This is a genomic window from Patulibacter sp. NPDC049589 (assembly GCF_040675535.1).
Lineage (GTDB): Bacteria > Actinomycetota > Thermoleophilia > Solirubrobacterales > Solirubrobacteraceae > Patulibacter.
On record NZ_JBFAPC010000005.1, the window covers coordinates 22347 to 46468 of the forward strand.

21 protein-coding genes and 1 pseudogene are annotated in these 24122 nt (G+C 73.7%); 17 read left to right on the forward strand and 5 right to left on the reverse strand.

Annotated elements, in window-relative coordinates; genetic code table 11:
• Window positions 1-300: 300 nt before the first annotated feature.
• The 6 genes from AB0L40_RS01725 to AB0L40_RS01750 all read left to right on the forward strand — a co-directional run bounded on the left by AB0L40_RS01725 (window position 301) and on the right by AB0L40_RS01750 (window position 7862).
• Window positions 301-654: a hypothetical protein gene (locus AB0L40_RS01725; RefSeq protein WP_364348215.1), complete on the forward strand. Its 354-nt coding sequence runs from the start codon at window positions 301-303 to the stop codon at window positions 652-654.
• A gap of 189 nt (window positions 655-843) precedes the next feature.
• Complete coding sequence (hydA, locus tag AB0L40_RS01730; RefSeq protein ID WP_364348218.1) at window positions 844-2247, forward strand: dihydropyrimidinase; 1404 nt, start codon at window positions 844-846, stop codon at window positions 2245-2247.
• 64 nt (window positions 2248-2311) lie between these two features.
• Window positions 2312-3649: a Zn-dependent hydrolase gene (locus tag AB0L40_RS01735; RefSeq protein WP_364348221.1), complete on the forward strand. Its 1338-nt coding sequence runs from the start codon at window positions 2312-2314 to the stop codon at window positions 3647-3649.
• A gap of 29 nt (window positions 3650-3678) precedes the next feature.
• Complete coding sequence (locus AB0L40_RS01740; RefSeq protein ID WP_364348224.1) at window positions 3679-4689, forward strand: TIGR03842 family LLM class F420-dependent oxidoreductase; 1011 nt, start codon at window positions 3679-3681, stop codon at window positions 4687-4689.
• A gap of 276 nt (window positions 4690-4965) precedes the next feature.
• Window positions 4966-6498, forward strand: coding sequence for an MFS transporter (locus tag AB0L40_RS01745; RefSeq protein ID WP_364348227.1), 1533 nt, complete (start codon window positions 4966-4968; stop codon window positions 6496-6498).
• 221 nt (window positions 6499-6719) lie between these two features.
• The gene (locus AB0L40_RS01750; RefSeq protein WP_364348230.1) at window positions 6720-7862 is read left to right on the forward strand and encodes an NAD(P)-binding domain-containing protein; all 1143 of its coding nucleotides are present in this window, start codon (window positions 6720-6722) and stop codon (window positions 7860-7862) included.
• 133 nt (window positions 7863-7995) lie between these two features.
• On the opposite strand, the gene AB0L40_RS01755 is transcribed toward AB0L40_RS01750, so the two are convergent.
• Complete coding sequence (locus AB0L40_RS01755; protein ID WP_364348233.1) at window positions 7996-9210, reverse strand: HupE/UreJ family protein; 1215 nt, start codon at window positions 9208-9210, stop codon at window positions 7996-7998.
• Window positions 9211-9339: 129 nt separating this feature from the next.
• Between AB0L40_RS01755 and AB0L40_RS01760 the strand changes: the two genes are divergently transcribed.
• The 6 genes from AB0L40_RS01760 to AB0L40_RS01785 all read left to right on the forward strand — a co-directional run bounded on the left by AB0L40_RS01760 (window position 9340) and on the right by AB0L40_RS01785 (window position 15500).
• Complete coding sequence (locus tag AB0L40_RS01760; RefSeq protein ID WP_364348235.1) at window positions 9340-10041, forward strand: hypothetical protein; 702 nt, start codon at window positions 9340-9342, stop codon at window positions 10039-10041.
• 186 nt (window positions 10042-10227) lie between these two features.
• Complete coding sequence (locus tag AB0L40_RS01765) at window positions 10228-12144, forward strand: metallophosphoesterase family protein (RefSeq protein WP_364348238.1); 1917 nt, start codon at window positions 10228-10230, stop codon at window positions 12142-12144.
• An 89-nt stretch (window positions 12145-12233) separates the two neighbouring features.
• Complete coding sequence (locus AB0L40_RS01770) at window positions 12234-13277, forward strand: DUF916 domain-containing protein (RefSeq protein ID WP_364348241.1); 1044 nt, start codon at window positions 12234-12236, stop codon at window positions 13275-13277.
• The gene (locus tag AB0L40_RS01775; protein ID WP_364348244.1) at window positions 13274-14323 is read left to right on the forward strand and encodes a hypothetical protein; all 1050 of its coding nucleotides are present in this window, start codon (window positions 13274-13276) and stop codon (window positions 14321-14323) included. The genes AB0L40_RS01770 and AB0L40_RS01775 overlap by 4 nt, the downstream gene beginning before the upstream one ends.
• Window positions 14323-14718 carry a hypothetical protein gene (locus AB0L40_RS01780; RefSeq protein WP_364348247.1) on the forward strand — a complete coding sequence of 132 codons (396 nt, stop codon included), beginning with the start codon at window positions 14323-14325 and terminating at the stop codon, window positions 14716-14718. Before AB0L40_RS01775 ends, AB0L40_RS01780 begins: the two co-directional genes overlap by 1 nt.
• Window positions 14719-14741: 23 nt before the next feature.
• A complete protein-coding gene (locus tag AB0L40_RS01785) occupies window positions 14742-15500 on the forward strand; it encodes a hypothetical protein (protein WP_364348250.1) in 759 nt (252 codons plus the stop codon).
• An 87-nt stretch (window positions 15501-15587) separates the two neighbouring features.
• Here AB0L40_RS01785 and AB0L40_RS01790 read toward each other — a convergent pair.
• Both AB0L40_RS01790 and AB0L40_RS01795 read right to left on the reverse strand, forming a co-directional pair.
• A pseudogene (locus AB0L40_RS01790) lies at window positions 15588-15713 on the reverse strand (SDR family NAD(P)-dependent oxidoreductase); the annotation flags it as partial.
• A gap of 98 nt (window positions 15714-15811) precedes the next feature.
• Window positions 15812-16360: an Hsp20/alpha crystallin family protein gene (locus AB0L40_RS01795; RefSeq protein ID WP_364348253.1), complete on the reverse strand. Its 549-nt coding sequence runs from the start codon at window positions 16358-16360 to the stop codon at window positions 15812-15814.
• 229 nt (window positions 16361-16589) lie between these two features.
• Here AB0L40_RS01795 and AB0L40_RS01800 point away from each other — a divergent pair, with 229 nt between their 5' ends.
• Complete coding sequence (locus AB0L40_RS01800; protein ID WP_364348256.1) at window positions 16590-17939, forward strand: proline dehydrogenase family protein; 1350 nt, start codon at window positions 16590-16592, stop codon at window positions 17937-17939.
• Window positions 17936-19480: an aldehyde dehydrogenase family protein gene (locus tag AB0L40_RS01805; protein WP_364348259.1), complete on the forward strand. Its 1545-nt coding sequence runs from the start codon at window positions 17936-17938 to the stop codon at window positions 19478-19480. Before AB0L40_RS01800 ends, AB0L40_RS01805 begins: the two co-directional genes overlap by 4 nt.
• A gap of 78 nt (window positions 19481-19558) precedes the next feature.
• Here the strand turns inward: AB0L40_RS01805 and AB0L40_RS01810 are convergent, their stop codons facing one another.
• On the reverse strand, window positions 19559-20107 hold the full coding sequence (locus tag AB0L40_RS01810) for a CoA-transferase (protein ID WP_364348262.1): 549 nt from the start codon (window positions 20105-20107) through the stop codon (window positions 19559-19561).
• A gap of 33 nt (window positions 20108-20140) precedes the next feature.
• Window positions 20141-20980: a 3-keto-5-aminohexanoate cleavage protein gene (locus AB0L40_RS01815; protein ID WP_364348265.1), complete on the reverse strand. Its 840-nt coding sequence runs from the start codon at window positions 20978-20980 to the stop codon at window positions 20141-20143.
• Window positions 20981-21160: 180 nt separating this feature from the next.
• On the opposite strand from AB0L40_RS01815, the gene AB0L40_RS01820 reads away from it, so the two are divergent.
• From AB0L40_RS01820 to AB0L40_RS01830, 3 genes are all read left to right on the forward strand, one after another.
• Window positions 21161-21973: an IclR family transcriptional regulator gene (locus AB0L40_RS01820; RefSeq protein WP_364348268.1), complete on the forward strand. Its 813-nt coding sequence runs from the start codon at window positions 21161-21163 to the stop codon at window positions 21971-21973.
• A 96-nt stretch (window positions 21974-22069) separates the two neighbouring features.
• Entirely contained in the window at window positions 22070-22510 is a 441-nt protein-coding gene (locus tag AB0L40_RS01825) for a VOC family protein (RefSeq protein ID WP_364348271.1), read from the forward strand.
• A gap of 85 nt (window positions 22511-22595) precedes the next feature.
• On the forward strand, window positions 22596-24056 hold the full coding sequence (locus tag AB0L40_RS01830; RefSeq protein WP_364348274.1) for an MFS transporter: 1461 nt from the start codon (window positions 22596-22598) through the stop codon (window positions 24054-24056).
• The last annotated feature ends 66 nt before the right edge of the window (window positions 24057-24122 follow it).

The following is a 24122-nucleotide window of genomic DNA, read 5'->3' on the forward strand; positions in this document are numbered from 1 at the left end:
GGGCATCTGGAGCACCTCCGGGCCCGGGGGCGCGGCCGGGATCCTCTGCCGCGCGCGGTTCCGGGGCGGGCGGCGTCGTCCGGGCCGCGGACCAGCGCGTCGTCGCCCCGTCGCCGCGGAGGGACACGAGGAAGAGGATCGCGCCGAGCGCCATGTAGCCGGCGAGGTCGGCCAGGTGCGCATCGTCGCCGCCCGAGGACGCGATGAAGCTCAGGCCGGCGGCCGTCGACAGCCCCGGCCCCGACAGCCCCGGCCCCGACAGCCCCGGCCTCGACGGCCGGGGTCGACGGCCGGGAGGTCGTGCGCGCGATCGGCGAGGACGTCGTCGGCGAGCTCGGGCGCCCGGGCTTCCGCGGCTGCGCCGTCATGAACGCGGCGTCGGAGTTCGAGGATCCCGAGAGCCCGGTCCGGCGCGTGGTCGCCGAGCACCGGCAGTGGTACTACGAGCTGGCGCGGCGCGGATTCGTCGAGGCGGGGCACCCGCGCCCCGGCAACGCGGCCCGCCACTACGTGATGATCCGCGACGGCGCCATGAGCGCCGCGTACCTCGACACCCCGGCCACGGCCCGCCGGGTCTTCTCGCGCGGCGCCGAGGGCCTGCTGAAGTCGATCGACGCCGAGCCGACGGCGCCCGTGGACGACGACGAGGACTGAGCGCCCCGGCCGGCCCCGCGGCTCCTCGTGCCGCGCGGCCCAGCCGACGCGGGGCCTTCCCGCCCGTTGTCCAACCACCGCACGCGCTCGACCGGCGAGCATGACGCGAACGTTCGCGTGCGACGCACGACCCAGGAGGAGCCCGATGCAGCAGGAGCACGAAGCGTCGTCCGAGCAGGAGGCCCGGCGATGAGCACCACCGTCATCCGCGGCGGCACCGTGGTCAGCGCCGACGGCGAGGCCGCGGGGGACGTCCTGGTCCGCGGGGAGCGGATCGTCGCGGTCGGCGACGTCGGCGCGGTCGACGGCGCGACGGAGATCGACGCCACCGGCTGCCTCGTCCTGCCGGGCCTCGTCGACAACCACACCCACCTGTCGTTCCCGTTCCAGGGGACGATGTCGGCCGACGACTACGACACCGGCACCCGCGCGGCGGCGGCCGGCGGCGTCACCTGCGTCGTCGACTTCGCGATCCAGCAGGACCCCGACGGGCTGGCGTCCGGGCTGGAGGTCTGGAAGGGCCGGGCCGCCGGGACCGCGCACGTCGACTACGGGTTCCACATGGCCGTCACGAACGCGAGCGACGGCGTCCTGCGGGACATGGGCGCGATGGTCGAGGCCGGCGTCACGAGCTTCAAGCTGTTCCTCGCCTACAAGGGCGAGCTGATGGCCCGCGACGACGATCTCGCCGCCGTCATGGAACGGGCCCGGGACCTCGGCGCGCTGACCATGGTGCACGCCGAGAACGGCGACCTCGTCGAGCTCTACGTCGGCCGGGCGCGCGCGGCGGGGCAGACCGCCGCCGTCCACCACGCACTGACCCGCCCCGAGTTCGTCGAGGCCGAGGCGACGAGCCGCGCCGCCCGGATCGCCGAGCACACCGGTGCGCCGCTGTTCGTCGTCCATGTCACCTGCGAGGCCGCGGCGCGCGAGATCGAGGCCGCCCAGGCGCGTGGCGCGGACGTCGTCGGCGAGACGTGCATCCAGTACCTGACGACGTCGATCGACGACCTGCGCAAGCCCGGCATCGAGGGCTGTCGCTACGTCTGCTCGCCGCCGCTGCGGGACCGCCGCAACCAGGAGCCGCTGTGGACGATGGTCCGCCGCGGCGTCCTGGAGAGCGTCTCCACGGACCACTGCTCGTTCACCGACGCGCAGAAGGCGCGCGGGCTGGACGACTTCGCGCTCGTGCCCAACGGCCTGCCGATGATCCAGCACCGCCTGGCGAAGATGTGGGACGAGGGCGTCCGCACCGGGCGCCTGACCCCGAGCGAGCTCGTCGACCGCTGTTCCACCACGATCGCCCGCCGCTTCGGCCTGGAGTCCAAGGGGGCGATCGCGCCGGGCAAGGACGCCGACCTCGTGATCTTCGACCCGGCGGCGCCGCGCGACTACGGGGTCGCGACGTCGTTCATGAACGTCGACTACGACCTCTTCGAGGGCGAGACGGCGACCGGCAGCGTGCGGACGACGCTCTGCCGCGGGACGGTCGTCTACGACGACGGCGAGATCCGCACGCAGCCGGGGCACGGGCGCTACGTCGCACGGACGCCGCGGCGCGTGCGGTCGACGGGGGCGACGGGCGGCGCATGACCACCCCGGCGCCGCCGCTCGATCCCGACCGGATCCTCGCCGGCCTCCGCGGATCGGCCGACGCATGAGCACGCTCGAGCTGCGCCTGGATCCCGACCGGGTCCTGGCCGACCTCCGCGAGCTGGCCGCCCGCACCGGCGGGCCGGCCGGCGCGCGCCGCCTGGCGTGGACGGCCGACTGGGCCGCCGCGCGGGACTTCCTGCTCGAGCGACTCGCCGAGCTGCCCGTGACCGTCGACCGCGACGAGGCGGGCAACCTCTGGGCCGACCTGCCGGGCGAGCGCGCCGGGTTCGTCATCGTCGGCTCGCACATCGACGCGGTGCCGTCCGGCGGCTGGCTCGACGGCAGCCTGGGCGTGATGACCGCGCTGGAGACGCTCCGCGCGATCGCCGCGTCCGGCGCCGCCCCGCCCGTGGGCGTCCGGCTCGTCGACTGGGCGGACGAGGAGGGCGCGCGCTTCGGCCGCAGCCTGATCGGCTCCTCCGCCTGCGCCGGCACGCTGCGACCGGACGACCTGCGCGCCCTGCGCGACGCGGACGGGACCGTGCAGGCCGACGCGATGGCCGAGCACGGCGTCGACGCCGACGAGATCGGGCGCGTGCGGGGACGGCTGGACGGCGCGCTCGCCTACCTCGAGCTGCACATCGAGCAGGGCCCCGTCCTGCTCGGGCACGGCTGGCCGGCCGCGGCCGTCAGCGGCACGGTCGGCGACGAGCGCCACGTCGTGACGTTCACCGGCGAGGCCGCGCACGCCGGCTCCACGCCGATGGCCACCCGGCGCGACCCGGTCGCCGCGGCGGCGCGGGCGACCCTCGCGATCCGCGAGGTCGGCATCGCGCACGGCGGCGTCTGCACCGTCGGCGCGCTGCGCGCCGACCCGGGCGTCGTCACCGCGATCGCCGGGTCGTGCGAGCTGCTGCTCGACCAGCGCCACCTGGACCCGGAGACGCTGGCCGCGATGCTCGCCGACGCGACCTCCGCCTGCGAGGACGCGGCCCGGGAGTTCGGCTGCGAGGTCCGCCCCGAGCGGATCTTCTCCGCCGCGCCGACGCCGTTCCACCCCGAGCTCGTCGCCGCGGCCCGCACCGCGGTCGCCGACGCGGGCGGCGGCGACCACGAGCCCGTGCCGAGTGGCCCGCTGCACGACGCGACCGAGATCGGCCGCCTCGTCCCCACGGCGATGGTCTTCGCGCAGTCCGACCCGCCGATCTCGCACACGGCGGTCGAGGACAGCCCGGAGTTCGCGCTGCGCATCGCCATCGACGCGTTCGGCCGCACCGCCGCCACCGCGATCGCGCTCGCCGCCGCCGGCCGGCTGACCCCACCGGACGGCGCGCGCCACCCCGATCCGCCCTCGACGGACCCCGCCCGACCGAGCGACTCGTCCTCGACGGCCGCCTGAACGTCCCCACCCCGAGCAGAGGAACACGCATGGACTTCGGCATCACGGTGCTCCCCGACCCTCCCGCCCGGCGCTTCGTCGAGCTCGTGCAGGCCGCCGAGCAGGCGGGCTTCACCTACGGCTGGACGTACGACTCGCACATCCTCTGGCAGGAGGGCTACGTCTTCCTGACCATGGGCGTGCAGGCCACCTCGGTCATGCGCTTCGGCCACTGCGTGACGAACCCCGCGATCCGCGACCCCACGGTCACGGCCAGCGCCTACGCGACGCTCCAGCAGGTCTCCGGCGGCCGGATGATCCTCGGCATCGGCCGGGGCGACTCGTCGCGGCGGGTGACGGGGCTGAAGCCCGTGCCGGTCGACGAGTTCGAGCGCCGCCTGCGGATGATCAAGGGCCTCATGAACGGCCGCGAGGTCGACTGGAACGACAAGCGGCTGCAGCTCGAGTGGGTCGAGGAGGGCACGCCGGAGATCCCGATGGCGGTCGCCGCCTACGGGCCCCGCGTCCTCGGCGTCGCGGGCCGCGTCGGCGACGCGCTGATCATCCAGCTCGCCGACGTGGAGATCACCACGTGGCTGATCGAGCAGGCGCGCGCCGCCGCGACCGCCGAGGGCCGCGACCCCGACGCGATCCGCCCGATCGTCTGCGCGCCCGCCGTGCTGGAGCGCGACCTCGCCGTCGCCCGCGACCAGGTCCGCTGGTTCCCCGCGATGGTCTCCAACCACGTCAAGACCCTCATCGCCCGGCACGGCGAGGGCGGCGGCATCCCGCGCGCCCTGACCGACTACGTCCGGGCGATCGAGACCTACGACTACGCCGAGCACAGCCGGATGGGCGCCGACCACGGCAAGTACATCAGCGACGAGATCTGCGACCGCTTCTGCTTCCTCGGCGAGGCCGAGGACCACCAGCGGAAGATCGCCGCGCTGCAGGCCGTAGGCGTCGACCAGGTCAACCTCTACCTGATGACGGCGGACATGGACGGGACGCTCGCGCGCTACGGCCGCGACGTGATCCCGGCCTTCGCGGCCGGCGCCTGAGGAGGGCTACGACCGGACGAGCCCCGACCCGACCCGGTCGCCACCGGCCAGGGCGCGGTGAAGTCCGGCCGCCTCGTGGTGACGCCGAAGGCCAGGCGCCGGCCGCCGAAGGGCCGCTAGGTGCTGACCGCGACCGTCACTCAGGGGCATGGGGATAGAAGACCACCGAGAAGCTCACGCTCGAGCAGGACGGCAGACCGAGGCCGCTCCCCCGGTGTGAGCGCGTGTGAGCGCCGTGTGCGGGCGCTGTGAGGGGCTCCCCGCAAGCTCCTCCCCATGAGCACCACCGCCACCACGCCCCCGACGTCGTCGTCGTCGCGCGTATATCCCTCCCTTCGCGCGGCCTGGATCCCCCTCGCCGCCCTCTGCCTCGCCTTCTTCGTCGAGATGGTCGACAACACGCTGCTGTCGATCGCCCTGCCCACCATCGGCCGCGACCTGCACAGCGGCACCACCGACCTGCAGTGGGTCACCGGCGCCTACTCGCTGACCTTCGGCGGGCTGCTGCTGACCGCCGGATCGATCGCCGACCGCTGGGGCCGGCGACGCGTCCTGATGGTCGGGCTCGGCGTGTTCGGCACGCTGAGCCTCCTCGTCGTCGCCGTCCACTCCGCGGGCGAGCTGATCGCCCTGCGCGCCGGCCTCGGCATCGCCGCCGCGATGATGGCGCCGATCACCAACTCGCTCGTCTTCCGGCTCTTCGACGACCAGGCGCTGCGGATGCGCGCCATGACGGTGATGATCACCGTCGGCCTGTCCGGCTTCGTCCTCGGCCCGCTGCTCGGCGGCACCGCCCTGGCGCACATCAGCTGGGAGTGGCTGCTCGTCGTCAACGCGCCGATCGCGATGATCGCGTACGTCGGCATCCGGCTGGGCGTCGCGGCCGACCACCCGGACGACCTGACCAAGGACCGGCTCGACCTGCCGGGCGCCGTCCTCAGCGTCCTCACGATCGGCCTGGCCTGCTACTCGCTGACCAGCGGCGTCGAGCACGGCTGGCTCGGCGCGGGCACCCTCGCGGCGATCGTCGGCGCGGTCGGCGCGGCCGTCTGGTTCGTCCGGCACGAGCGCACCACGGCGTCGCCGATGCTCGACCTCGGCCTGTTCTCGAACGGCACCGTCCGCGGCGCCGCCATCGCCCAGGCCGGCACCTCGATCGCCATGGCCGCCGTGATGTTCGGCCTCATCCTGCACTTCCAGTACGCCTACGGCTGGAGCCCCGTGAAGGCCGGCCTCGCGAACCTGCCGCTGATCGTGACGATGCTCCTCGCGTCGCCCCTCTCCGAGGGCCTCGCCAAGCGCTTCGGACACCGCGTCGCCTGCATGATCGCGGCGGCCCTGCTCGCCGTCTCGCTGGGCGGCATGTCGTGGGGCGTCTACCACGGCTACCTCGCCATCGCGATCTCGATGGTGGTGATGACGGTCGGCCTGCGGACGATCATGACCATCTGCGCCGTGGCCCTCGTCGACGCGATGCCGGCCAACCGCACGTCGATGGGCACCGCCCTGAACGACACCGCCCAGGAGGTCGGCACGAGCGTCGGCACCGCCGTCGTCGGCACCCTGATCGCCGTCCTGGTCACCACCGCGCTGCCCGCCGGCGCCTGGAGCCACGACCTCGTCCAGTCGTTCTTCCACGGCGAGCGCGTGACCTACGGCATCCTCGCGATCGTCGTCGGCGTGGTCGCCGGCTACGGCGCCTGGACGCTGACCGACTCGCGGTCCGTCGAGGAGCACCCGGAGGAGGAGCCGGCCGAGGAGGCGTCCGCGGAGCCGCGGGCCGACCGCACGCCGGCGCTGACCGCCTGATCCGGCGGGCCGACCGGACGCCGGCGCTCACCGCCCGATCCGGCGGGCGGACCGGGCACCGGGTGCTCGTCGCACCAGACCTCCAGGGCTCCGAGGATGGCGACGCGCACGCGCCCACTCTTGCACGGGGTCGCGGGGATCCGGGCGAGCGGGTGCGCTCCCGGGCCGCATCACGTCCCGGCACCCGGGGCGCCGTCGGGCCGACGCGGGACACTGGTGCGGTGAGCGATGCGCCGGGGAATCCCTCTCGCGAGGACGCGACCGTCGTCGTGATCGGGGGCGGCCAGGCCGGGCTGTCCGCCGGACACCACCTGCGGGGCCGGGGGTTCGCCGACGCTGCAGGGGCCGCGGCACCGGACCCGTCCTTCGTCGTGCTCGACGCCGAGGACGGGCCGGGCGGCGCGTGGCGGCACCGCTGGGCGTCGCTGACGATGCGCACGGTCAACGGCATCTTCGACCTGCCACGGTTCCCGAAGCCGCCGATCGATCCGGACGCGCCCAGCAGGGTGGCGGTGCCGGAGTACTTCGCCGCGTTCGAGCGCGCGGAGCACCTGCCGATCCGCCGGCCCGTGACCGTCACCGCGGTCACGCGCGCCGACGCGGACCCCGACGGCGACCTGCTCGTCGAGACCACCGCGGGCGGCTGGCGGACCCGGGCGATCGTCAACGCCACGGGCACCTGGAACACCCCGGTCCTGCCCGTCTACCCGGGGCAGGAGTCCTTCCGCGGCCGCCAGCTGCACACGCGGGACTACGTCGACGCCGACGCGTTCGCGGGGCAGCGGGTGGCGATCGTCGGCGGCGGGATCTCGGCGCTCCAGCTGCTCGAGGAGGTCTCCCGGAAGTCGACGGTGCTCTGGTACACGCGGCGCGAGCCGGTCTTCCTCGACGGCGAGTTCCGGGCCGAGGTGGAGGGGCGCATGGTCATCGAGCGCGTGGCCGCCGACGTCGAGGCCGGCAATCCGACCGGGAGCGTCGTCTCCTACACCGGCCTGATCGAGACGCCCTACGTGCGGGCCGCCCGTGAGCGCGGGGTGCTGCACCGGCGCCCGATGTTCGCGTCCATCGAGCCCGACGGCGTCCGCGAGCCCGACGGCTCCTTCACCCGGGTCGACGTGCTCCTCTGGGCCACGGGCTTCAAGGCGCACATCGCCCACCTCGACCCCCTCGGCCTGCGCAACGCCCGCGGCGGCATCGCGATGCGGGGCACCCAGGTCGCCGACGAGCCGCGCGTCCACCTGATCGGCTTCGGCCCGTCCCAGTCCACGGTCGGGGCCAACCGCGCCGGACGCGAGGCCGCGTGGGCGCTGGCCGCGCGGCTCGGGGTCGCGCGGCCGACGGGGGCGCGACGCGGGGCGGGGTGACGGGCGCGGCGTGCCGGGGCAGACGCGCGTCGAGGGTGCCGTCCGCGAGCGCCGGGCCCGGCTCCCGCGGACGGTCCGCGTGGTGGCGATGACCCCGGACGTCGTGCCCGGTCGTGGCGGGCCGCTCCCCGCCTCAGAGCCCGAACGCCCGCTGGGCGAACCAGAACATGCCGACCGCGCACACGCTCGTGGCGACCGCCCCGGTGGTCCAGGTGCCGGCCGGGGCCGAGCGGTGACGGAGGACCGCGAGCAGCGGGAAGGTCAGGAGGATGATCGCCAGCTGCACGGACTCGATGCCGAGGTTGAAGACGAGCAGCGACGACAGCAGGGACCACGACGCGGACTGGTCGATCCCCAGCGCCGAGGCGAACCCGAGCCCGTGGACCAGCCCGAAGCAGAAGACCACGCCGAGGCGGATCCAGCCCGCGCGGTCGAGTCCGAGGGGTCCTGCGCTGACGTCGGCGACGTCGCCCGGGTGGGCGCGCAGCTCCCATATCCGTCTGAGGTGGAGGGCCGCCACGACCGCGATCGAGAGCGCGATGATCGGCTCGACGATGCCGGCCGGCACGTGGACGAGGCCGAGCGCGGCGAGGATGAACGTCACCGAGTGGGCGACGGTGAAGGCCGTCGCCGTGAGGACGATCTCGCGGAGCCGCCGCGAGCCGACGATCAGCGCCAGCAGGAACAGGATGTGGTCGATGCCGGTGTAGAGGTGCTCGGCGCCGAGGCGGTAGAACGACCCGTACTGCGACAGCAGCGACTCCCGGGTGGAGAACGACGGGTGCTCGGCGTCGAGGCCGGCGCTCCCCGACCGCAGGTCGAGGTCGTAGCCCACGATCGTCTTCGTGCCGCGGACGTAGCCCTCGGAGTCCGGGAACAGCTCGCTGCGGAGCTCGTGCGCCCCGCCGCTCTCGGGGCAGCGGTAGTCCAGGTCGAGCACGGCGTACGGCGCGCCGTCGCGCTGCTCGATCCTGGTGCGGCCGTCCTGCGTCGGCGTGCAGGCGCTGCCGTCCTTCACGGTGAGCGTCTGGTGCCGGGCGACGTAGGCGAGGACGGTGCGGGCGTGGGCGTCGATCGCCGCGGCCTGGGGCCCGGCATCGCCGGAGTCGAACGCGGCCGTTCCCTGGCGGAAGAGCCGGTCGTCGCGCTGGACGTCGGCGGCGGAGACGACGAGCAGGTCGTACTCCAGCGCCAGCTCGACGCGGACGTGGCCCTTCTCCGGGGCGGTCATGTCGGCGTAGACCACCGAGCTGAACCCGTGGGCGCCGGCGGGGGCGGTCGAGACGAAGAGGCTCGCGCACGCCACGATGGCGACGAGCAGAGCGGTGCCGAGTGAACGTGGTCGCATGGGAGGGGCGGCGCCGTCCTCGGGCCTCGGCCATCCTGGCGTCCGGGGGTTCACGGCTGGTGACCGCGATGTGAAACCTCGCGGCGGTGATCGACGCGGGTGGCGACGACCGGGAAGATGCCCGCCGACATGCCCAGAACGCACCGCCGTCCTCAACGTCGCCCCTCGCACCTGGCCCGCCGCGGCGGCGCGCTGGTCCTCACCGCCGCCCTGCTCTGCGGCTGTGGCGGCTCGGCGGACGACTGGTCGAAGCCGCACGCGAAGCCGACCGCCGTCGGCGCCCTCGGGGCCGGGTTCGTCGCGGCCGACGGCACGCCCGCGCCGGAGTCGACGATCACGCCGCGCCCCGGATCATGGGACCGGGTCCGCCCGGAGAAGGGCTACCGCGTGGTGCTCCTGCGCTTCGGCGACGACGCGCCCACCCGCACGGTCGCCGACGCCGTGACGCAGTGGGCAGACGAGGTGGACGCGAGCCTGAAGACCGTCACGGTGGCCAAGCCCGTCGAGGTCCTCGAGCGCATCGGCGACGCCCTCGCCCTGAAGCCCGACCTGATCATCAGCGCCGGCAATCACCTCGTCGACCCGCTCGCGCTCGTGACCGCCAACCACCTCGACCAGCAGTTCCTCGTCGTCGGCGCCGAGGTGGCCGAGCCGACCGGGAACGTCACCGCCGCGGACTGGACCGGCGCGTCGTTCCGCGGCGAGGGTCTGGGGCTCCCGTCGGCCTACGACCCGGCGTCGTTCACCCCCGAGCGCGCCGGACGGGCGGTCCGCGCCGGGGTGGCTGCGGTGCTCGAGGGCGTCACCGGCGTGGTCCTCCGCATCGACTGAGCGGCGGGTCCCGCGAGCTCGTCGCAACGCCCGGGGCGGCCGTCCTCACCGGCGGCTCGCCGCTCATGTGGCGCGCCGCTGCGCCGAATGGTCACCGGTAGTTCACGAGTGAACGACATCTTGGCAGGGGGTCGCGAAGCAGACTGCCGTCTCGTCATCGAGGTCCAAGAACAGGCGAGGAAGCACATGTCTTCAGGCAACAGGGTTTCGGGAACGCCACCACGTCGCGCGACGCGCCGGGGCCGTCGCGCCGCCGCGGGCGCCACGCTGGTGGCGCTGGCCGCGACCGGGGCGATCGGCATCGGGTCGATCACCGGTGCGCAGGCGGCGGGGTCCACCACGACGTCGGCGATCGTGCTCGGCGTCGGCGCCAACGCGTCGCAGCGCGTCGTGTCGTGGTACGCGTCGGACAACGCGGCGCAGTCGGTGCAGGTCGTGCCGACCAGCCAGCTGGTCGCCGGCGAGTTCCCGGCGAACCCGACGTCCTACGCGGCGACGCTCACGGCCAACGCCGTCAACGGCGGGTTCAACGGGCACGCGACGCTCGACAGCCTCCAGGAGGACACCCAGTACTCCTACCGGGTCGGCACCGACGGGTCCTGGTCCCCGACGTACACGTTCAAGACGCACAAGTTCTCCGGCAACTACGACTTCCTGTTCTTCGGCGACCCGCAGATCGGGTCGTCCGGCGACGTCGCCAAGGACGGCGCGGGCTGGCAGGACACCCTCGAGGTCGCGGCCGCCGCGAACCCGGACGTCGAGCTCTTCGAGTCCGGCGGCGACCAGGTCGAGACCGCGAACACCGAGACGCAGTGGAACGCGTTCTTCGCGTCCGACCGCCTCCGCCAGTACCCGTTCGCCCCGACCATCGGCAACCACGACGTCGGCGGCAAGGCCTACGAGCAGCACTTCTGGACGCCGAACACCGACCGCTCCGCGAACCTCTACCAGGGCAGCCCGGCCAGCCAGTCCGGCGGCGACTACTGGTACATCTTCAAGGGCGTCCTGTTCATCCACCTGAACAGCAACGCGTACGCCAACGGCGCCGACGCCGCGCACATCAACTACGTCACGAGCGTGGTGCAGGCCCACAAGGCCGAGGCGAAGCACACCGTCCTCGTCTACCACCACTCGATCTACTCGCCGGCCGACCACGCCAACGACGGCGACAACAAGCAGCGCCGCCAGGACTTCCCGACGGCCTTCTCGAACCTGGGCGTCGACCTCGTCCTGCAGGGCCACGACCACAGCTACTCGCGCAGCTACGCGATCAAGAACGGCCAGAAGGCCAACCCGAACGAGCAGCCCGGCGCCGCCGAGGTCTCCGAGGGTCCCGGTGGCGTCATCTACGTCACGGCCAACTCCGCGTCGGGCTCGAAGTACTACGACCTGACCACGCCGGTCGCCGGCGAGTACGGGCCGGACCCGCTGGACCCGACGGGCAAGCGTCACTACGCGAACTCGGTCGAGAACCAGGAGCACGTCCGCACCTACGTGAAGGTGTCGGTGAAGGACGACTCGCTCACCGTGCAGCAGGTCCGCAGCGGCACGTGCGCCGCGCCGAACGCCGCCGTGGAGCTCAAGAAGGTCCCGTGGTGCGGTCCCGACAGCGGCGCCGGCCCGGCCCAGCCGGTCGGCTCCGTCGTCGACAAGACGGTCATCTACCGCAACGCCGCCCCGGTCAACGGGTCGGTGCCGGCCACGCTGTCGCTGAAGCTCGACCAGGCGCCGACGTTCAGCCCCTTCGCGCCCGGCGTCGCCGCGGACTACGCCGCGTCGATGACGGCGAACGTCGTCTCGTCGGCCGGCGACGGCACCCTGTCGGTCGGTGACCCGAGCACCACCGCCACGGGCCGCCTGGTCAACGGCACCTACAGCCTGGCGCCGCTGCAGGTCAAGGCCAGCAGCCCGGGCGGAGCGGGCGGCGCGTTCGCGACCGTCCTCGGCTCGGCGTCGCCGACGCCGCTCCTGAACTACTCCGCGCCGGTCAGCAACGACCCGGTCACGGTGCAGTTCCAGCAGCACATCGGCGCGACCGACCCGCTGCGGACCGGGTCCTACAGCAAGACCCTGGTGTTCACCCTGTCGACGAACACGCCCTAGCCGCCGCGAACACGGCACCGCAGGACACCGGTGGTGGGCGCTTCGCGGCGCCCACCACCGGGCCGGGGACCGAGGAGAGAGCACCCCTGATGACGATGACGTTGCACCCGACCACCCTTCGCCCGGCGCCCGCGCCGCGACCACGCTCCAGCGTGCTGGCGGTCGTGATGCTCTGTGCGGTGGTGTTGAGCGGCGCGGCCGCCCGCCCGGCGTTCGCCGCGGACGACGGCGTCCGCTGGACGGTGAAGGCCGCCGCCAACGGGTTCGGCGCCGGCCGCACGGACTACGCCTACACGCTGAGCCCCGGCGGACGACTCGACGATGCCGTCGAGATCACCAACCAGGGCACCACCGCGCTGCGCCTCGCGATCGGCACCGCCGACGCCACGACCAGCCGCGCCGGCCGCCTCGCCCTCGTTCCCCGTGGCCCGCGGTCGAAGGACGTCTCCACCTGGGTGCGGTTCGAGCGCGACGAGGTGTCGGTCCCGCCCGACGGGGCCGTCACGGTGCCGTTCACGGTCTCGCCGCCGAAGGACGCGTCGGCCGGCGACCACGTGGGCGGGATCGTCGCCACGCTCGCGGGCTCCGCCCCGGCCGGCGGGGCCGCTGCCCCGCGAGGCCCCGGGCTGCCGATCCGCCTGCGCGTCTCGGGAGCGCTGAAGCCGAGCCTCGCGGTCGAGGCCCTGAAGACGCACTACTCCGGGACGGCGAACCCCGTCGGGGCGGGCGACGCGCGCGTGACGTACAGGATCCGCAACACGGGGAACACGATCCTCTCGGCCCGCCAGTCCGTCTCGGCGTCCGGGCCCTTCGGCAGCTGGTCGCGCCGCGCCGCGCCGATCGCCGACTCCCCGCCGCTCCTCCCGGGCGGCACCTGGCAGGTCTCGGCGTCGCTGCACGACGTGGCCCCCGCGTTCCGGCAGAGCGCGACCGTCAGGCTCGTCCCGCTCCTCGCCGACGTGGCCGGCTCGGTCGCCCCGCTGGCCGCCACGACCGCGACGGCGCACGCCGTCGCCGTCCCGTGGACCCTGCTGCTCGTGGTGGTCGTCGTGGCGGGCGCCGTCGTCGCGGTGCTCCGCCGACACCGTCGCGCCACCGCGCCGCGGCCCGCCGCCGACGGAGCGGTCGCATGATCCGGGTCGACCGCGCGCCGCTCCGGCGCCGCTGCCTGCAGGGCGCGGTCCCGCTGCTCGCCGGGCTCGCGCTCGGCGGGACGGCCTCCTCCGCGTCCGCCGCGGTGGCCGACACCGAGGCGCCTCGCGGCGCCGTGGGCGGCGTCGTCAGCCCGGCCTCCGGCACCTTGCCGCTGACGGTCCGGGCCACGGACGCGGGCGTCGGTCTCGCCCGCGTGGAGGCGACCATCGACGGCACCGTCGTCGCGTCGACCGCCCTCGGCGGGGCCGGGTGCCAGGTCCTCCCGCCGGCGGCCCCCGCGATCGCCCCGCCGCTCGGCGGCTGCCCGGCGGAGGTCGCGGACCTCACGCTGCCGGTCCCCACGACGGCGTTCGCGGACGGCCCGCACCGGCTCCAGGTGACGGTGACCGACGCGGCCGGCAACGGCGCGACCCTCGTCGACCAGGCGTTGCAGATCGACAACACGCCGCGCAGCCAGCAGACCTCGGCGCAGCTCACGCTCAGCAGCGGCGGGACGCCCGACGCCCCGGGCGGGTCGACGTCCCCGCCGGACGGATCGGCGCTCGGGCCCGCCGGCAGCGGCGGCACCGGCGGCGCCGGGACCCCGCCTCCCGGTCGCCGGCCGGCCTGCGCGGCCCCGCGGCTCTCCGTGTTCCTGAGGACGAAGCCGCTGCGGACGACCAAGGGCGGCGCCCCGGTCGTGCGCCGCAACGTGCACTACCGCTACACCGGGACCCTGACCTGCGCGGTCGGCACCCGGCGCGTGCGCGCGCCGGCCGGCCTGCGGGTCGCCCTGTTCAGCATCGTCGGCAAGCGGACCGTCCGCAAGCACGGGGTCACGACGCGGTCCAAGGGCTCGCTGTCCGCCGCCCTGGCCTACCCGAGCTCCCGCGTCGTCCTGTTCCGCTACACGTCCGGCGACGGCACCCGGGCCCGCGTCCGCATCCGGATCGCCGTCGCGCGGCCCGCGAAGCACCGCGCGAAGACGCAGCCGGCGAAGAAGCGCCCCGCCACGAAGCGCTCCGCGGCCGAGGCGGTGCGCTGATGCGCACGCTCCTGACGGGCCTCGCGGCGCTGGGTGCGACGGCGGTCCTCGCCGCCGGATCGTCGGCCGCGGACGCCCCGGACGGCGGCGGCGCGCAGGTCGGCGGCTCGGTGCTCAGCACCCTGTCGCTCGACCTCACGCAGACCGGCTCGACCGTGCGCGTCGTCTCGACGTCGACCGAGCCCGGCTCCGGCCTGAGCGTGACGTCCTTCGACGGCCGCTCCGGGCTGCGCGCCAAGGTCGGCGGCCGGTACGCCCTCCTGGAGCCGGCGTTCGGACTCCGGCTCGTGACGTGGGACGGCATCCGTTCCGGCCAGGCCACGACGCTGCATCTGAAGTCCGGCTCCAGCAAGCCGGCGACCGTCCTGGTCACCCTCTCAGCACCCACCCCGTGACGACCCCATCCCCTGAGCTGCCCATGAACCGCCTCCTCCTCACCGCCGCCGTCGCCGCGTCCGCCGCCGCGATGGCCCCGGCCGCCGCGAACGCCGCCGGCGGAGCCCTCTCCGTCAGCCCGGCGATCGTCGAGCACACCGCCGCGCGCGGCGCGACGACCCCCGTCACGGTCGTCAACAGCACGAACGCACCGCTGAAGATCACCGTCACCCCGCGGCCGTGGGCGCAGTCGCGCAGCACCGGCGCGGTGGTCCCCGACCGCCACCGCACGCTGCTCTCGCGGCTGAAGGTGAGCGCCCGCACGTTCACGCTGGCGCCCGGCGGCCGGCGGACCGTGACGGTGACGGTCAGGAGCGTCCCGAAGTCCGGGTCGATCTACGGCGCGGTCGAGACCGTGGGGCTCCCGACCGGCAAGGCGAAGAAGCGCGGCATCACCGCCGCCTACCGCCTGATCGGCAGCCTCCGGCTGAACCCGGCGGCGTCCCGGCGCCACCTCACCGTGCACGCCTCGTCGCTGCGACGCAAGGGCAGCGCGCTCCGGCTGCCGGTGAAGAACACGGGCAACACGATCGGCGCGGTCACGGGCGACGTGCGCATCACGGGCGCCCGCGGCACCCGCGCGGCCACGGTCCGCGCCACCTCGATCGTCCCGGGCGCGACGGTCGACCTGCCCCTGGGCTCGACGACGGGGCTCCCGAAGGGCACCTACACCGTGAGCGTCGTCCTCGTGAAGCAGGGCCGGACGGTCCTGCGCTCCAAGCGGACGCTGCGCGTGCGGTAGGCGTCTTGGCCGACGCCCCGCGGCCGCCGGATCGGGCCCCGCGCGCGGGGGAGCGGCAGATCGCGCGGACGTGCCCGCCGCGGCGGCGGCTCGGAGTCCGGCCCGACCGCGAGCGATCAGCGCGCGGCGGTGGCCGTCGCTCGCGAGCCGCCGTGCGATCGCGCGGCCGAGACCGGCCGATGCTCCGGTGATGACGACGGTCCGCGTGGGCATGAAGGGCCGACTGCCCACCGGAGCACCGGCCGAAGCCAGGGGCCGTCAGGCGTGCCCCGGTCCGGGGCGCCCCTCCCAGGCTCCCCGGACCCGGGGCGCTACGCGGCCGCGCCCGCCGGCTCCGGCGAACCTCCGCGCGGCGCGCGAGCCGGCGCGCCCGCGTCCTCGCCGCCGGAGTCGTCGTGGCCGCCGTCGATCGTGCGCGGCGTGCTTCCGACCTGGATCGACACCCGGCGCGGACGCGCCTTCGCCGGCTTCGGCACCTCGATCTCGAGGACCCCGCGGTCGAACGACGCGGTGATGCCCTCGGGGTCCACGCCCTCGGGCAGGGTCAGGCGCCGCTCGAACGTGCCGTATCCGCGCTCGGACCGCACGGTCTCCGCGCCGTCGCGACGGCTCCGCACCCGGGCGCCGCTGAGGGTCAGGACGTCGCCCTCGACGTCGATCGCCACGTCGTCCGCCGCGACGCCGGGCAGGTCGGCGACGAGCAGGAACGACTCGTCCATCTCCTCCAGGTCCACCGGCGGGATCCAGCGGGCCGTGCTGGTGCTCGAGGCGCTCGGGCCGACGAACGACGCGAACACCCGGTTGACGTCCTGCTGAAGCGAAGCGACGTCGCGCGCGGGCTCCCAACGAACGATGGCCATGACTCAAACCTCCGTAGTTCGAAGAACAGTTCGTGCAACAGCAACGGTAGAAATCTCAGTCGCTCCGTGTCAAGCCTTGATCGGCCGTCGCGCGATCGGACATCCGTTGACCGGTCCGAGTCCGGCCCCGCACGTGGACCAGCGTGCCGGGCCGGAGGGCCGCGGAGCGTCGCATGACGCCAGACGATCGCGGGTGGTGCCCAGGCGGCCGCGGGACCATGATCGTCCCATGCCGTCGATCACCAGCGACACCGACGCCTCGGAGCTCGCGATCCTGCGCCACGGGGAGCGGATCGCCGCCGCCCTTCCGCGGAGGAGCCACGCACCGAAGGCGATCGTGGAGCGGCGCGTCATGGGCGCCATGATGGACGACGAGGAGCTGCGTGCGGCCGTCTTTCGCTTCGTGGACGTCCGGCCCGCCTGCCGGACGCGCGCGGACCTCGCGGACCATCTCGCCGAGCTGCTCGACGCCGCCCAGGGGTCGCGCCTCGCGGGTCTCGGCGCGGGCCTCGCCGGTCGATCGCCGACGCGGACGGCGACGGCGGCCGTCGCGGCCGCGGGCGTCCGGCAGATGGCGCACCGCTTCATCATCGGGGCCGACGCGACCGCCGCGCTACCCGGCATCGGCGCGCTCTGGGACGGCGGAGCATCCGCGACCGTCGACCTCCTGGGGGAAACGACCGTGACGGAGGCGGAGGCCGAGTCCTACGCCCGGCGCTGCGAGAGCACGCTCCGTGCGCTCGACGGCGCCGCGCGATCGTGGCCGGCCCGTCCGCGGCTGGAGCACGACGCCGGAGGTGCCATCCCGCGCGTCAACCTCTCCGTGAAGGTGTCGGCCCTGACACCCGCGATCCGCGCGCACGCCCCCCACCGGGGCGTCCGGGGCGCCGAGGAACGCCTTCGGCGGTTGCTGCGTGTCGCCCGCGACGTCGGGGCGCACGTCCACGTCGACATGGAGTCGCTCGACACGCGCGAGTCGATCACCGACCTGCTCCTGGCCCTGCTGTCCGAGGACGAGTTCGCGGACGGGCCCAGCGCGGGCATCGTCCTGCAGGCGTACTTGACGGAGTCGCCGGCCCATCTGGACCGGCTCCTCGACTGGGTCGGACGAGTCCCGCGGACCGTGCCGTTCACGGTCCGCCTGGTCAAGGGCGCCTACTGGGACCACGAGGTGATCCAGGCCACCCAGCACGGGTGGCCGGTCCCCGTGTTCCAGGACCGCCGGGCCTGCGATCGCAACTTCGAGACACTGACCCGACGCCTCGTCGACGCGTCGACCTCCGGTCGCGTCCGCGCGGCGATCGCGTCCCACAACCTGCGCTCGATCGCCCACGCGGTCAGCTACGCGGAGCGCCGTTCCGCGGACATCGAGCTGCAGGTCCTGCGCGGGCTGGGCGACGACACGATGCGGGCGCTCGTGAGGACCGGGCACCGCGTGCGCTGCTACTGCCCGGTCGGCGACCTCGTCGCCGGCATGGCCTATCTCGTCCGCCGCCTGCTCGAGAACACCAGCAACGACTCGTTCCTCGGTGCCCAGGCCAAGGGCGCCGACACCCACACCCTCCTGGAGACGCCATGACCTTCATCAACGAGCCCGCTCTCGAGTTCCGGCGTCCCGAGGTCCGGGCCCGCGTGGTCGCCGCACTCGCCGAGCTGGACGCGCGGCTCCCCCTGCTGGTCCGTTCCGCGGTCGCCGGGGAAGGCCCCGGTGGCGACACGACCGCTTCGGTGGACCCCGGTCGACCGGATCGCGTCGTCGCCGAGGTCCAGGAGGCGACGGTCCATCAGGCGGCGGTCGCCGTCGCCGAGGCCGGGCGTGCGTACGCCGGGTGGTCGGCCCGGAGCGGGCAGGAGCGCGGTGTCCTCCTGCAGCGCGCCGCCGCGATCCTGCGCGAGCGCCGCCTCGAGGCCGCCGCCGTGGCGCTCCGCGAATGCGGCAAGCCGTGGCAGGAGGCCGACGGCGACGTCTGCGAGGCCATCGACTTCCTGGAGTACTACGCGCTCGGAGCGGCGGCGCTCGACGACGGGCGGCCGCTGACCCAGATGCCCGGCGAGCGCAACACCCTGAGGTACGTCGGCCGCGGCGTCGCTGCCGTCATCGCTCCGTGGAACTTCCCGCTCGCCATCGCGGCCGGGATGGCGTCGGCCGCCCTCGCTGCCGGCAACACGGTGATCCTCAAGCCGGCAGAGCAGGCGCCGGCGTGCGCCCGGCTGCTCGTCGACGCGCTGCACGGTGCGGGCGTCCCGCGAGACGTCGTCCAGTTCCTCCCGGGCGGCGACGCGATCGGCAAGGCGCTGGTCGCGCACCCCGGCGTCCACACGATCGCGTTCACCGGATCCTGTGCGGCGGGCCTCCAGATCCTGGAGCAGGCGGCGCGCGTCGGACCCGACCAGACCCACATCAAGAAGGTGGTCGCCGAGATGGGCGGCAAGAACTGCATCATCGTCGACTCCGACGCGGATCTCGACGACGTCGTCCCGGGCGTCCTGAAGTCCGCCTTCGCGTTCGCCGGCCAGAAGTGCTCGGCCGCGTCCCGGGTCCTCGTGCACGAGGCCGTCGCCGATGACCTGATCGAACGCCTCGTGGGGGCGCTCGGCACGCTGCAGGTCGGCCCGGCGGAGGACTTCGGGACGGACGTCCCGCCGGTCATCGACCTCGAATCGCAGTCGCGCATCCGCCGGTACATCGAGCTCGGAGGCACGCCGGCGGCGACGGTCGACGTGCCCGGGGACGGCTACTACGCCGCCCCGACGCTCTTCGTCGACCTCCCGGGGGACTCGCCGGTCGTCACCGACGAGATCTTCGGCCCGGTGCTCTCCGTCGAGCGGGTGCCGTCCGTTCACGCGGCGTGCGACGTCGTCGACGCATCGCGCTTCGCCCTCACCGGCGGCATCTACTCGCGGAGCCCGCGTACCATCGCCGCGGTGATCCGGCGGACCCCGGTCGGCAACCTCTACGTCAACCGCGACATCACCGGGGCGATGGTCGGACGTCAGCCGTTCGGCGGCGGTCGGATGTCCGGCACCGGTCCGAAGGCCGGCGGCCCGGACTACCTGCTGCAGTTCGTCGAGGCGCGAACGGTGACGGAGAACACGGTCCGCCACGGGCTGGTGGTCTGATAGGCAAGGTCGGTCCGTCTGGAAGGGACGTGGTCGTGATTCCCTGAGCCCTGCCGAGGAATGGTCGACCACGTCCCGTCACACCGGGACGACCATCGGTCTGAGCTGGCGCATCGGGCGACGCCGTCCCGGATCCGCGGGGCCGGGGCGCTCGGTGTCCACGTCGTCCGGGCTCGGGTCCGGCGCCCTCACCACGCAGCACCCGCGGTCTCTGCGACGGGACCGGCGCGACGGGATGCGGCCCCGGGCGCGGCTTCGGTCTTCTCGCGGATCTCGTCGACGGTGGCGCCTCCGAGGGCCTCCAGCAGGAGCAGCCCATCGAGTTGCGGTCGAAGACGGCGAGGTCGGAGATGAGGCGGTCGACGACGCCCTTGCCGGTGAGCGGCAGGTCGCACTCGGCCTTGATCCGTGGCCGCCCGTCGCGAGTCGTGTGCTGCCGGTCGGCCAGGAGGATCCCGAGGCCTGGTCGTCGACGCCGCAGTTGTTGGAGACGATCGTGAGGTCGTCCGCGCCGACGTCGCGGAGCGCCGCGATGGCGGTCTCGGGATTGCCCGACAGGCCGAACCCACCGACCCCGATCGACGCACCCGACGGGACGTCCGCCAGCGCCGCGTCGGGGCCGGCCACGACCTTCGGCCCGACGCGCTGGGAGGGCGTCGGCTACGCCCCCGCGGCGAGGCGCTCGGAATGCGATCCGAGGAGTGTCCCGACCTCCTCGACGGTCGCCGGCTCCCGCTCGAGCGCGCGAGCGACGCCGACCAGCCGCCGCACGAGCTCCGCGTTGTTCGAGACCGGGACACCCCTGCGCAACGTCAGGGTGTCCTCCATCCCTGTACGGGCGTTGCCGCCGAGCGCGAGGCCCATGGCCGTCATCTGCAGGTTCGTGCGGCCGATGGCGATGACCTGCCACGCGGTCCCCGCGGGGAGCTCTCGGACGACCTTGAGCATGTTCTCGGGCGTCGCCGCCATTCCGCCGTGACGCACGCCGAGCACGAGGGAGACGTTGAGCGGCTCGACGAGCAGACCCTCCTCGAGCAGGCTGAGCGCCATGTCCAGGTGGCCCGTGTCGTAGAGCTCCAGCTCGGGGATGACGTCGAGCTCTCGCATGCGAGCGGCGAGGCGTCGGACGCCCTCGGGCGGGTTGCGGAACTCGCCGCCACCGAACGTCATCGAGCAGACGTTGAGCGTCGCCATCCGGGGACGCGCCTCGACGATCCCGGCCCGGTCCTCGAACGGCACCGACAGACCCACTCCTGTCGACAGCTGCACGTGGACCGGGCACGCCTCCTCGATCAACCGGGTCGTGCGCTCGGCGACGGCGACGTCGGCGGTCGGGTTGCCGTCCTCGTCGCGGACGTGGACGTGGACGACCGCCGCTCCGGCGTCGTAGGCGGCCTTCGCCTCCGCCGCGATCTGCTCGGGCGTCACCGGCAGGTTCGGGTTGTCACGTGTGGTCGCGATCGGTCCCGTCAGGGCTGCGGTGATGATTGCGGGGTTCATGCGTCGTCCTTTTCCGATGTGCTCGGCGCACCCTAGGTCCGAACTCCGCCAACGAGAACCCGTCGTTTCCTCCTGGCGGGAAACCGCGGCCCACCGGAGCGGACGGACGTCCGGGGCCGTTGACGCCCGGCATGCGGCGTGAGAGGGTGCTCGCGCTCTGCACCGATGGAAGGCTGCGCAATGGACGCGAAGGACAGGTCCGACAATCGGGGGGTCGAGTCCGTCGCCCGTGCTCTGGACATCCTCGAGCACCTCAGCGACGGTCCGCGGCGTCTCTCGGACCTCGCTCGAGACACCGGGTTGCGCCCGAGCACGACCCACCGGCTCCTGGACACGCTCGCCAGGTCCGGCCACGTGCGCCGTCTGGCCAGTGGCGAGTACGGGATGGGTGTCCGGGCCGCGCGGCTCGGGGATCGTGCCGCCGCGGGAGTCGCCCAGTTCACCGAGACCGTCGCGCCGTTCGTCGGCCGCGTGCACCGTGTCTCGCGGCAGACGACGAACCTGTTCGCCGTCGACGACATCTCGGCGTTGTTGATCGACCAGATCGGCGACGCCGACGTGGGGTCGTTCAACGTGGAAGTCGGAGCGCGACTTCCGTCCCACGCGACGGCCTCGGGCAAGCTGAGCCTGGCGTACGCCGGCCGGAAGACGGTCGCGAAGCTGCGGCGGACCGACGCGTTCGAGCGGTACACCCCGAACACCATCACGAACGTCGACGACCTCCTGGCGGAGGTCGCGGTGATCCGGCAGCGCGGCTTCGCGACGAGCGACTGCGAGTATGGACAGCTGACCCACGGCATCGCCTCGCCGTTGTTCGACGCCTCCGGTGGCGTCGTGGGCGCGCTCGGGATCTCCGTGCTCACGGCGGTGCCCGAGCGGCTCGCCCGCGACATCGCGGAGGAGTTCGGCGAGCTGATCAGCTGCGCCGCCGCGGAGGCCTCCGCGGCCCTCGGATACGAGGGCCCGTCGCACTGGGCGTACGCCACCGCCTAGCGCGCCGCGGGGGGTCTAGGTCCCTCCTCTTGGGCCGAATCCACGATGCGGAACGGCCGGGTCGTCGGGGCCCGGGCCTCGCCCTACGATCGCGGCATGTCAACGGTGTCAGGGACCCCAGCCACGGATCGAGCGGACGTCGCGGCGCAGCTCCACCACGTCGGCCTCGTCGTCCAGGATGCCGAGCCGGTCGTGACGTTCCTCGAGCAGGCGTTCGGCCTGCAGGTGGTGGAGACCATCATCGACGAGGCCGCGGGCATGCGTGCGGTGATGCTCTCCGTCGGCAGCGTCCAGGTCGAGATCGTGGAACGCGGGGACGCCGAGGCCAGGCGAGTCGCCCTCGACGGCGCACCGGCGCGGCTGGACCACCTCGCTTTCGAGGTCTCGGACCTCGACGACGTGCTCGCGACGCTCCGCGCGCTCGGCGCCGAGAGCGAAACGGAGTCGCCGATCGACCTCGGCGACCGGAGCACGATCTTCCTGCGCGCAGCCTCCGCGCTCGGCGTCCGGTTCCAGCTGCTCAGCGGCACGGAATGAGCGCCGGCCCGGGATCCGGCGGAGGACGGCCCAAGACTCCCAGCCACCTCGTCGTGGTGCGGGTGCCCGGTCGCCAGGGACGCTCGTGACCGGGCAACCGGTCGACGACGAGCAGCCCCATCGGCTGCTCGTGCCGGTTCTCATCGGGATCACGGCGATCGTCTCGATCGTCAGCAGCCTGGGCGCCCCGCTGATCCCCACGGTTGCGAAGGCGTTCGACGTCCCGCTGCGAGACGCACAGTGGTCGCTCACGATCGCCCTGCTCTCGGCGACCGTGGCCGCGCCCGTCCTGGGACGCCTCGGAGACGGTCCCCACCGACGCACGGCGATCATCGGCGGGCTCGGCATCGTGTTCGCCGGAAGCGTCCTCGCCGGGCTCGGTTCGACCATGCCGCTCCTCCTCCTCGGCCGAGCCATGCAGGGCATCGGACTGGGACTCGCGCCGCTCGCGATGGCGATCGCGCGGCATCACCTGCCCGAGGACCGCGCCGGCGAGGTGATCGGGGTGCTGTCCGTCACGGCCGCGGCCGGAGTGGGCGCCGGCTACCCGATCAGCGGTCTGATCGCCGAGCGTGCGGACGTCCACACGGCCTTCGCCTTCGGCGGCCTCGTCAGCGGAGCGGCGCTGATCGCCGGGGTCCTCGTGATCCCCCGCAGCTCCGGGGCGCAACGGGCGCCGCTCGACCTCATGGGTGCCTTGGTTCTCGCGATCGGGCTCTCGGCACTGCTGCTCGCGATCACGCAGGCGGGAGCGCAAGGGGTGAGCACCGCTTGGATCGTGGCGTTCGTCGTCGTCTCCGGTCTCGCTCTCTCGGTGTGGGTCCGCCACCAGCTCGCGGTAGACCACCCGCTGGTCGACCTGCGCCAGATGCGCGAACGTGCCGTAGTCCTGACGATCGTGACGGCGCTCGTCCTCGGGTTCGCGATGTACATGTTCCTCACCCTCGTCACCGAGTTCGTCCAGGGCTCGGACGGCAGCGCAATCCAGGTGTCGCCGTTGGTGGCCGGCCTGTGCCTCGTCCCGTTCTCGGTGTTCAGCGTCCTGGCGAGCCGCACGGTGCGGCCGCTGATCCCTCGCGTCGGGACGCCCGCGCTGCTCGCGGCCGGGTCGGCCGTCATCACCCTCGGCGGGATCTTCTACGTCGAGGTGCACTCGGCGCTCTGGCACGCCTTCGTGGCGATGGGCCTGATCGGCTTGGGATTCGGCTGGTCGTTCGCGGCGCTGCCGATGTTCCTCACCAAGCTCGTGCCGAAGCGCGAGATCGGGAGCGTGCTCGGCTTCTACCAAGTCGTCCGGTACATCGGCTTCACGTCGGGAAGCGCACTGGCCGGCGCGATCCTCGGGCACGCGACCGCGGCAGGCGGCCGCTTCCCAGCGGTGGGCGGCTACGCCGCAGCGCTCTGGGTCGGTGTGGCCGCGTCCTTGGGGGCGGTGTTCCTCGCGATCGCCGTCGGGCGCCGCTCGATGGCCAGTGCGCCTGTTGAGAGTGAACCGGATCGCCGAGCGGTCATACGCGAGGCGCCGAGTGAGTCGGTGTCGAACTGAGTGGCCGCTGAACTGCATTCGTTTGCGGTTGATGAGCCTTTCCGCCGTGTGGAACACGGGGCCCGT

Coding starts and splice junctions, on each gene's coding strand:
- AB0L40_RS01820 (WP_364348268.1), top strand. CDS start 21,161: ATGGACGCGAAGGACAGGTCCGACAATCGGGGGGTCGAGTCCGTCGCC.
- AB0L40_RS01795 (WP_364348253.1), bottom strand. CDS start 16,360: ATGGCCATCGTTCGTTGGGAGCCCGCGCGCGACGTCGCTTCGCTTCAG.
- AB0L40_RS01735 (WP_364348221.1), top strand. CDS start 2,312: ATGAGCACGCTCGAGCTGCGCCTGGATCCCGACCGGGTCCTGGCCGAC.
- AB0L40_RS01825 (WP_364348271.1), top strand. CDS start 22,070: ATGTCAACGGTGTCAGGGACCCCAGCCACGGATCGAGCGGACGTCGCG.
- AB0L40_RS01740 (WP_364348224.1), top strand. CDS start 3,679: ATGGACTTCGGCATCACGGTGCTCCCCGACCCTCCCGCCCGGCGCTTC.
- AB0L40_RS01780 (WP_364348247.1), top strand. CDS start 14,323: ATGCGCACGCTCCTGACGGGCCTCGCGGCGCTGGGTGCGACGGCGGTC.
- AB0L40_RS01765 (WP_364348238.1), top strand. CDS start 10,228: ATGTCTTCAGGCAACAGGGTTTCGGGAACGCCACCACGTCGCGCGACG.
- AB0L40_RS01745 (WP_364348227.1), top strand. CDS start 4,966: ATGAGCACCACCGCCACCACGCCCCCGACGTCGTCGTCGTCGCGCGTA.
- AB0L40_RS01800 (WP_364348256.1), top strand. CDS start 16,590: ATGCCGTCGATCACCAGCGACACCGACGCCTCGGAGCTCGCGATCCTG.
- AB0L40_RS01760 (WP_364348235.1), top strand. CDS start 9,340: ATGCCCAGAACGCACCGCCGTCCTCAACGTCGCCCCTCGCACCTGGCC.
- AB0L40_RS01805 (WP_364348259.1), top strand. CDS start 17,936: ATGACCTTCATCAACGAGCCCGCTCTCGAGTTCCGGCGTCCCGAGGTC.
- AB0L40_RS01815 (WP_364348265.1), bottom strand. CDS start 20,980: ATGAACCCCGCAATCATCACCGCAGCCCTGACGGGACCGATCGCGACC.
- AB0L40_RS01785 (WP_364348250.1), top strand. CDS start 14,742: ATGAACCGCCTCCTCCTCACCGCCGCCGTCGCCGCGTCCGCCGCCGCG.
- hydA (WP_364348218.1), top strand. CDS start 844: ATGAGCACCACCGTCATCCGCGGCGGCACCGTGGTCAGCGCCGACGGC.
- AB0L40_RS01775 (WP_364348244.1), top strand. CDS start 13,274: ATGATCCGGGTCGACCGCGCGCCGCTCCGGCGCCGCTGCCTGCAGGGC.
- AB0L40_RS01770 (WP_364348241.1), top strand. CDS start 12,234: ATGACGATGACGTTGCACCCGACCACCCTTCGCCCGGCGCCCGCGCCG.
- AB0L40_RS01755 (WP_364348233.1), bottom strand. CDS start 9,210: ATGCGACCACGTTCACTCGGCACCGCTCTGCTCGTCGCCATCGTGGCG.